General features: G+C 65.8%; 6 protein-coding genes and 2 tRNA genes. 7 read left to right on the top strand and 1 reads right to left on the bottom strand.

The annotated features are described in order from the left end of the window. Positions 1-76: transfer RNA gene (locus ACLFQI_RS09720), tRNA-Thr, on the bottom strand. A 156-nt stretch (positions 77-232) separates the two neighbouring features. Here ACLFQI_RS09720 and ACLFQI_RS09715 point away from each other — a divergent pair. From ACLFQI_RS09715 to pheT, 7 genes are all read left to right on the top strand, one after another. Next, a tRNA-Val gene (locus ACLFQI_RS09715) sits at positions 233-309 on the top strand. 186 nt (positions 310-495) lie between these two features. Further along, positions 496-2,412 carry a threonine--tRNA ligase gene (gene thrS / locus ACLFQI_RS09710; protein ID WP_410758880.1) on the top strand — a complete coding sequence of 639 codons (1,917 nt, stop codon included), beginning with the start codon at positions 496-498 and terminating at the stop codon, positions 2,410-2,412. 102 nt (positions 2,413-2,514) lie between these two features. Beyond that, positions 2,515-3,033 (top strand): translation initiation factor IF-3, encoded by a 519-nt coding sequence (infC, locus tag ACLFQI_RS09705; RefSeq protein WP_410758884.1) that lies wholly within the window; start codon positions 2,515-2,517, stop codon positions 3,031-3,033. Between the two features lie 101 nt (positions 3,034-3,134). After that, positions 3,135-3,332, top strand: a complete 198-nt coding sequence (gene rpmI, locus ACLFQI_RS09700; RefSeq protein ID WP_200251268.1) for a 50S ribosomal protein L35 — start codon at positions 3,135-3,137, stop codon at positions 3,330-3,332. Between the two features lie 144 nt (positions 3,333-3,476). Next, complete coding sequence (gene rplT / locus ACLFQI_RS09695) at positions 3,477-3,839, top strand: 50S ribosomal protein L20 (RefSeq protein ID WP_410758878.1); 363 nt, start codon at positions 3,477-3,479, stop codon at positions 3,837-3,839. A 146-nt stretch (positions 3,840-3,985) separates the two neighbouring features. Continuing rightward, complete coding sequence (pheS, locus tag ACLFQI_RS09690; protein WP_410758882.1) at positions 3,986-4,996, top strand: phenylalanine--tRNA ligase subunit alpha; 1,011 nt, start codon at positions 3,986-3,988, stop codon at positions 4,994-4,996. Between the two features lie 54 nt (positions 4,997-5,050). After that, positions 5,051-7,549, top strand: coding sequence for a phenylalanine--tRNA ligase subunit beta (pheT, locus tag ACLFQI_RS09685; RefSeq protein ID WP_410758876.1), 2,499 nt, complete (start codon positions 5,051-5,053; stop codon positions 7,547-7,549). Positions 7,550-7,621: the final 72 nt, after the last annotated feature.

Here is a 7,621-nt window from a genome sequence, read left to right as displayed (position 1 = left end):
TGGAGCCGATGAGCGGATTCGAACCGCTGACCTACTGATTACGAATCAGTTGCTCTACCACCTGAGCTACATCGGCAAGGATGCAAGGATGGCATCGCTGGATGCGATGCCGAGCCGACTATCTTAGGGGATCGCTGTGGCGACAACAAGGGGTTTGTTCGCGGCGCGGTCGCTTTCTTGCAATCGACGCTTGCCAAACCGAGGCGGAGGATATATTCTATAGGGCTTCGACAGGCGCGTAGCTCAGCTGGTTAGAGCACCACCTTGACATGGTGGGGGTCGTTGGTTCGAGTCCAATCGCGCCTACCAAACAGTCGGTCATCGGCAGCACGGATGGTGCCGGGCCTTCCGAGCCGTCAGCCTTGGCCGGGGCGCAGTGCGCATCGGCTTCGGGGCTGGCGGTTTTTGGTTTCGGGCGCGCGCGTTGCGGCTGTTGTCCGCCTTTGCATGTGGTCCCTCGTATCGGCCACCACTGAGCACCAAGAGGTTCCGAGAATGCCAACGATCACGCTTCCCGATGGGTCCCAGCGTCAGTACCCGCAGGCGGTGACGGTGTCCGCGGTCGCGGCCGATATCGGTGCCGGCCTGGCAAAGGCGGCGCTGGCGGGGCGCGTCAACGGCCGGTTGGTCGATACCTCGTACCCTATTGCCGACGACGCTCAGCTCGCCATCGTCACCAGGCGCGACGAGGAGGCGCTGGAGCTGCTGCGCCACGATGCCGCGCATGTGATGGCGCAGGCGGTGCAGGAGCTGTATCCGGGCACCCAGGTGACCATCGGTCCGGCGATCGAGAACGGCTTCTACTACGACTTCGCGCGCGATGAGCCCTTCACCCCCGATGATCTGAGCGCGATCGAGCAACGGATGCAGGAGATCGTCAAGCGCGATCTGCCGATCGAGCGCGAGGTCTGGGAGCGCGAGCAGGCGAAGGCCGTGTTTCGCGACCTCGGCGAGCACTACAAGGTCGAGATCATCGACGACATCATCCCGCCGGGCGAGGAGGTGTCGGTCTATCGCCAGGGCGACTGGTTCGATGTCTGTCGTGGCCCGCATCTGCCGAGCACCGGCAAACTCGGCAATGGCTTCAAGCTGACCAAGCTCGCCGGCGCCTATTGGCGCGGCGATTCCAACAACGCCATGTTGCAGCGCATCTATGGCACCGCCTGGCGCGACAGGAAGGAACTCAAGGCCTATCTGCAGCGGCTGGAAGAGGCCGAGAAGCGCGATCACCGCAAGCTCGGCAAGCAGCTCGATCTGTTCCATTTCCAGGACGAGGCGCCGGGCATGGCGTTCTGGCACCGAAAGGGCCGGATCATCTACCGCCAGGTCGAGGACTACATGCGCGCCAAACTCGACGAGTACGGCTACCAGGAGGTCGAGACGCCGCAGGTGCTCGATCGCTCGCTTTGGGAGCGCTCCGGGCACTGGGAGAAGTTCGCCGACGATATGTTCACCACGCAGCTCGACGAGCGCGATTACGCGATCAAGCCGATGAACTGCCCGGGCCATATCCAGATCTTCAACCAGGGCCTGAAGAGCTATCGCGAGCTGCCGCTGAAGATCGCCGAGTTCGGCGTCGTGCATCGCAGCGAGCCGTCCGGCACCTTGCACGGCCTGATGCGCGCGCGCCGCTTCACCCAGGACGATGCGCACGTCTTCTGCAGCGAGGATCAGTTGCAGCGCGAAGTCGCGACCCTGATCGAGATGGTGTTCGAGACCTATCGCGACTTCGGCTTCGATCAGATCGAACTCGCGCTCTCGTTGCGGCCGGAACAGCGCGTCGGCAGCGATGAACTCTGGGACAAGGGCGAGATGGCGCTCGACCGGGCGCTGCGCGATCAGGAATTGGCGTTTCGGGTGCAGCCGGGCGAGGGCGCCTTCTACGGGCCGAAGATCGAGTTCACCTTGCGCGACAGCCTCGGGCGCACCTGGCAGTGCGGCACCATTCAGGTCGATTTCTCGATGCCGGGGCGGCTCGGTGCCTATTACATCGGCGAGGACAACGCCAAGCAGGTGCCGGTGATGATCCACCGCGCCATCCTTGGCTCGCTGGAGCGCTTCATCGGCATCCTGCTCGAACATTACGCCGGCGCGCTGCCGCTGTGGCTGGCACCGGTGCATGCGGTGGTGCTGACCATCACCGATCATCAGCGCGCGTATGCCGAGAACGTGGCTAAGGTCTTGCGAGACAAGGGCTTCCGTGTCGAAGCGGACTTGAGGAACGAGAAGATCGGCTTTAAGATTCGCGAGCACACGCTGCAGAAGGTGCCATACCTGTTGGTGGTCGGCGATCGCGAGATGGAGAGCCAGACCCTGGCGCTCCGCGATCGTCAAGGGGCGGATTTGGGCGTGGTGTCCATCGCTGCGCTGGCGCAAACATTCGCTGACGAGATTGCCCGGCGCGGGCACTGAAGCGCTGCCCCAATGGCGCTTGACGTTGCGAGTCACAGGTCGTGACCCGCTTGATGGCCGCAGGCCTGTGTATCTCTTTTCGTAGCTCGGAGGAAGTCTGCTATCGCTGCACCAAAACGCAATCGCGTCAATGATGAGATCTCGGTTCCCCAGGTTCGCTTGATCGCCGAGGACGGCGAGCAAGTCGGCATCCTCGATTTGGCCGAGGCCAAACAGCGGGCCGCCGACGTGAGCCTCGATCTCGTTGAGATCGTTCCCAATGCCGATCCGCCGGTGTGCCGGTTGATGGATTACGGGCGCTTTCGGTTCGATCAAAAAAAGAAGCAGAACGAGGCGCGCAAGAAGCAAAAGCAGGTCCAGGTCAAGGAGGTCAAGTTCCGGCCCGGTACCGATATTGGCGATTACCAGGTCAAACTCAGGAACCTGACCAAGTTCCTGCACGAGGGTGACAAGGCCAAGGTGACCATGCGCTTTCGCGGCCGCGAACATGCCCATCGTGAGCTGGGCCTCGAGTTGCTGCGACGGGTCGAGAAGGATCTGTCCGATATCAGCATCGTCGAACAGCAGCCGCAGATGGAAGGGCGGCAGATGATCATGGTGCTGGGGCCGAAGAAGCACTAACGCACAAGTCGCGATACGCGGCGCCCGGGCCGGGCTTCCGAGGCGCCGTATCCAATAAGCCTGCCGACGCTGTCGGCGGCATCCACATGACGGAGTGAAAAATGCCCAAGATCAAGACCAATCGCGGTGCCGCGAAGCGTTTCGCGCGCACGGCATCCGGACTGTTCAAGCGTAACGCCTCGCATCGGCGTCACATCCTGACCAAGAAGGCGACCAAGCGGAAGCGTCAGCTGCGCAAGAACCATCTGCTGCACAAGTCCGACAATCGGGCCGCGCGGCGCATGATGCCGTATTGCTGAGGATGCCCCGGCCCTTGCATCGGGCCATCGGACAGGACCTGCGAGCAGCGGAGCGACCTCGAGCGGGTTGCCGGCGATCCGGTACCGCTCCAGGCGTCGGCTGCTGCTTTGCCACAATGATTTGAACCGTTCGGAGAACACACCATGCCACGCGTCAAACGCGGCGTCACCGCGCACGCCCGCCACAAAAAAGTGCTCGATCAGGCCAAGGGCTATTACGGCGCCCGCAGCAAGGTCTATCGCGTTGCCAAACAGGCCGTCATCAAGGCCGGTCAATATGCCTATCGCGATCGCCGTCAGCGGAAGCGTCAGTTTCGCGCGCTCTGGATCGCCCGCATCAATGCCGCCGCGCGCCTGCACGGGCTGTCCTACAGCCGTCTGATCGCCGGCCTGAACAAGGCCGGTATCGAGGTCGATCGCAAGATGCTCGCCGAGCTGGCGTTCGATAACGAACCGGCCTTCGGCGCGCTAGCGGAGCAGGCCAAGGCGGCCTTAGCCGAGTCTTAAGAACGCGTCCATCGACGGCTTGCCGATGTGAGCGCCACTGTCCGGCACTCGTCGGCAAGACGACACTGGATAGCCACCCAGTTTCGCGGAGAAACGACGTGACGCAACGCCCTGACGCCGATGCCGAGTCCAACCCCTCGGCCGCGCTGAGCGAGCTGCAGGCGGCCGCGCTCGCGGCCGTCACCACCGCCGCCGATCTGGCCGCGCTCGACGAGGTGCGGGTGCGCTACCTCGGCAAGAGCGGCCTGCTCACCGCCCAGCTCAAGTCGCTCGGCGCCTTGCCCAAGGACCAACGCCCGGCGGCCGGTCAGCACATCAACGAGGCCAAGCGCGTGGTGCAAGAGGCGCTCGACGCCCGTCGCGCCGCGCTCGAGGAACAACGGCTCGCGGCGCGCCTGCGCGATGAGCGCATCGATGTGACCCTGCCGGGGCGCGGGCAGCCGTCGGGCGCCCTGCATCCGGTGACGCGCGCGATGCGGCGCATCGAGCGGCTGTTCGCCAACGCCGGCTTCGGCATCGCCGAAGGCCCCGAGGTCGAGGACGACTACCACAACTTCGAGGCGCTCAACATCCCGGCACACCACCCGGCGCGGGCGATGCACGACACCTTCTATTTCCCGGACGGGCGCCTGCTGCGCACCCACACCTCGCCGGTGCAGATTCGGGTGATGGAGACCCAGCCGCCGCCGCTGCGCATCATCGCGCCCGGGCGCGTCTATCGCTGCGATTCCGATCTGACGCACACGCCGATGTTCCATCAGGTCGAGGGCTTCCTGGTCGATCGCGAGGCGACCTTCGCCGATCTCAAAGGGGTGCTCTACGACTTCCTGCGCCACTTCTTCGAGCAGGAAGATCTGAAGCTGCGGTTTCGGCCCTCGTACTTCCCGTTCACCGAGCCTTCCGCCGAGGTCGATGTGCAATGCGTCAAATGCGGCGGGCGCGGCTGTCGCGTCTGCAAGCAGAGCGGCTGGCTGGAGGTGTTGGGCTGCGGCATGATCCATCCGGAGGTGTTCCGCCAGGTCGGTATCGATGCCGAGCAGTGGCTCGGGTATGCCTTCGGCATGGGCGTGGAACGGCTCGCCATGCTGCGCTATGGCGTCGACGATCTGCGGCTCTATTTCGATAACGATCTGCGCTTTTTGGCGCAGTTCTCCTGATCCCTGAGGTGAATCGACGCATGCACGCAACGGCGCGTTTCCGCGAGGTGCCCTATGCGCTTCAGTGAATCCTGGCTGCGCGAGTGGGTGAGCCCGCCGCTGACGGCCGAGGCCCTGTGCGACCAGCTCAGCATGGCCGGGCTCGAGGTCGATGCGCTCGAACCGGTGGCGCCGGCCTTCTCCGGGGTCGTGATCGGCGCGGTCGAGGCCGTCGAGCCGCATCCGGACGCCACCAAGCTGCGCGTCTGCCGCGTCGATGCCGGTGCCGACGAGCCCTTGCAGATCGTCTGCGGCGCGGCCAATGTCGCCGCCGGACAGCGGGTGCCGGTGGCGCGCGTCGGCGCCGTGCTGCCGGGCGACTTCAAGATCAAGAAGGCCAAATTGCGCGGCGTCGCCTCGCACGGCATGATCTGCTCGGCCTCCGAACTGGGTTTGGCCGAAAGCTCGGACGGGATCATGGTCTTGCCGGCCGAGGCGCCGGTTGGCCAGGATGTGCGCGAGTGGCTGGCGCTCGACGATCATGCCATCGAACTCGATCTGACGCCGGATCGCAGCGATTGCCTGAGTCTGGCCGGGGTCGCGCGCGAGGTGGGCGTGCTCAATCGCCTGCCCGTGACCGAGCCGGCGGCAACCCCGGTGCCGCCGCAGCACGATGATCGCCACCCTGTGCAGTTGGACGCCGCGAGCGCCTGTCCGCGCTATCTGTGCCGGATCCTGCGCGCGCTCGATCCCGATGCCGAGACCCCGCTCTGGATGCGCGAGCGGCTGCGCCGCAGCGGACTGCGGCCGATCTCGCCGGTGGTCGATGTCACCAATTATGTGCTGCTCGAACTCGGCCAGCCCTTGCATGCGTTCGATCTGGCAAGGATCGATGGCGCGATTCGGGTGCGCCTGTCGCGTTTGGGTGAACGCCTAGCGCTGCTCAACGACGAGACGGTCGCGTTCGACGACGATACCCTGGTGATCGCCGACGACAGCGGCCCGCTGGCCATGGCCGGGATCATGGGCGGTGCCGCCAGCGCGGTCTCGGCGACGACCCGGGATGTGCTGCTCGAGAGCGCCTTCTTCGCGCCCTCGGCGATCGCCGGTCGGGCGCGCCGCTACGGCTTGCATACCGACTCCTCGCATCGCTTCGAGCGCGGCGTCGATCCGCTGTTGCAGCAGCGCGCCATCGAGCGCGCCACCACGCTGCTGTGCGCGATCGCCGGCGGTCAGCCGGGGCCGGTGGTCGAGGCCGTCTCCGAGGCCGATCTGCCGCAGCCCGTCTCGCTGCTGCTGCGCCGCGCGCGCATTCGGCAGGTCCTCGGCATTGCGCCGGATGACGAGCAGGTGGTCGATATCCTGACGCGGCTCGGGATGTCGCTGGAGTCGAGCGGTCCAGGGGTTACACCAGGGACTACACCAGGGGCTCCAGGGGGCGTCGCCGGGGAGACCAGGGGCAGGCCGCAGGGGGAGGGCGCGGAGACGATCGCGGGGGGCTGGCAGGTGCTCGCGCCCGCGCGGCGTTTCGATATCCAGCGCGAGGTCGACCTGATCGCCGAGATCGGTCGCATCCACGGCTACGACGCGATCCCGGTCACGCATGCGCGCTCGGCGGCCTTCACCCGGGCGCCGCAGGAAATGGCCTTCGATCTCGATCGCGCACGCCAGACCCTGGTCGCGCGCGGTTACTTCGAGGCCATCACCTACAGCTTCGTCAGCCCGGAGCAGAATGCCTGCTTCGATCCACGCCCGGACTCCGCGCCGCCGCTGACCCTGGCCAACCCGCTCTCGGCCGAGTTGTCGGTGATGCGTGGCAGTCTCTGGCCGGGGCTGATCCAGGCGATGCGGCAGAATCTGGCGCGCCAGCAGCCGCGCGTGCGTCTCTTCGAGACCGGACTGCGCTTTCTCGGCAGTGCCGAGGATCTGCGCCAGACACCCGGCCTGGCGGCCGTGGCGGTTGGTCCGGTGGTGCCCGAGCAATGGGGTCAGGAGCGCCGGCCGACGGATTTCTTCGATCTCAAGGCCGACCTCGAGGCGGTGCTGACGCAGACCGGGCGGCTTGAGGCGTTGCGCTTCCAAGCCCCGGCGAGCGCGGCGGCGGCGCATCCGGCGCTGCATCCGGGGCAGAGCGCGGCGCTGGTGCTCGGCGAACAGCCGATTGGCTGGATCGGCACCCTGCATCCGCTGCTGGCTCAACGCCTGGAGCTGCCCACGGCGGTGCAGTTGTTCGAGATCGATCTCGACGCCCTGGGTCTCGGCGAGCGACCGGCCTTCGAGCCGTTGTCGCGGTTCCCCTCGATTCGCCGCGATCTGGCCATCCTGGTGCCCGCCGAATTGTCGTTCGAGCAGGTGCGGCAAACCGTGACCGAGACCGCCGGCGATCTGCTCAAACAGCTCATCCTGTTCGATCGGTACCAGGGCGAACACATCGAGCCAGGTCGAAAAAGTCTCGCTTTCGGATTGATTTTACAGGCATCTTCACAGACACTGGTGGATACCGAGGTCGACGCCCTCGTGCAGCGCGTGGTCGCGCGGCTGGAGCAAACGCTCGGCGCTCAGCTGCGCGCTTGAGTCCGCCTCGGCGCCGCATCAGGGCCGGTCGAGGACGAGATCCAGGGTTGGCTCGGCGCCGGATCGGGGCGG

It is taken from the genome of Halochromatium sp., from assembly GCF_046541315.1.
GTDB lineage: Bacteria > Pseudomonadota > Gammaproteobacteria > Chromatiales > Chromatiaceae > Lamprobacter.
The sequence above is the reverse complement of the archived record's forward strand: the minus strand, read 5'-3'. Positions and strand labels throughout refer to the sequence as shown.

Bases quoted from the DNA above. Each gene is read 5' to 3' on its own strand.
- thrS (WP_410758880.1), top strand. From the start codon at position 496: ATGCCAACGATCACGCTTCCCGATGGGTCCCAGCGTCAGTACCCGCAG.
- pheT (WP_410758876.1), top strand. From the start codon at position 5,051: ATGCGCTTCAGTGAATCCTGGCTGCGCGAGTGGGTGAGCCCGCCGCTG.
- rpmI (WP_200251268.1), top strand. From the start codon at position 3,135: ATGCCCAAGATCAAGACCAATCGCGGTGCCGCGAAGCGTTTCGCGCGC.
- rplT (WP_410758878.1), top strand. From the start codon at position 3,477: ATGCCACGCGTCAAACGCGGCGTCACCGCGCACGCCCGCCACAAAAAA.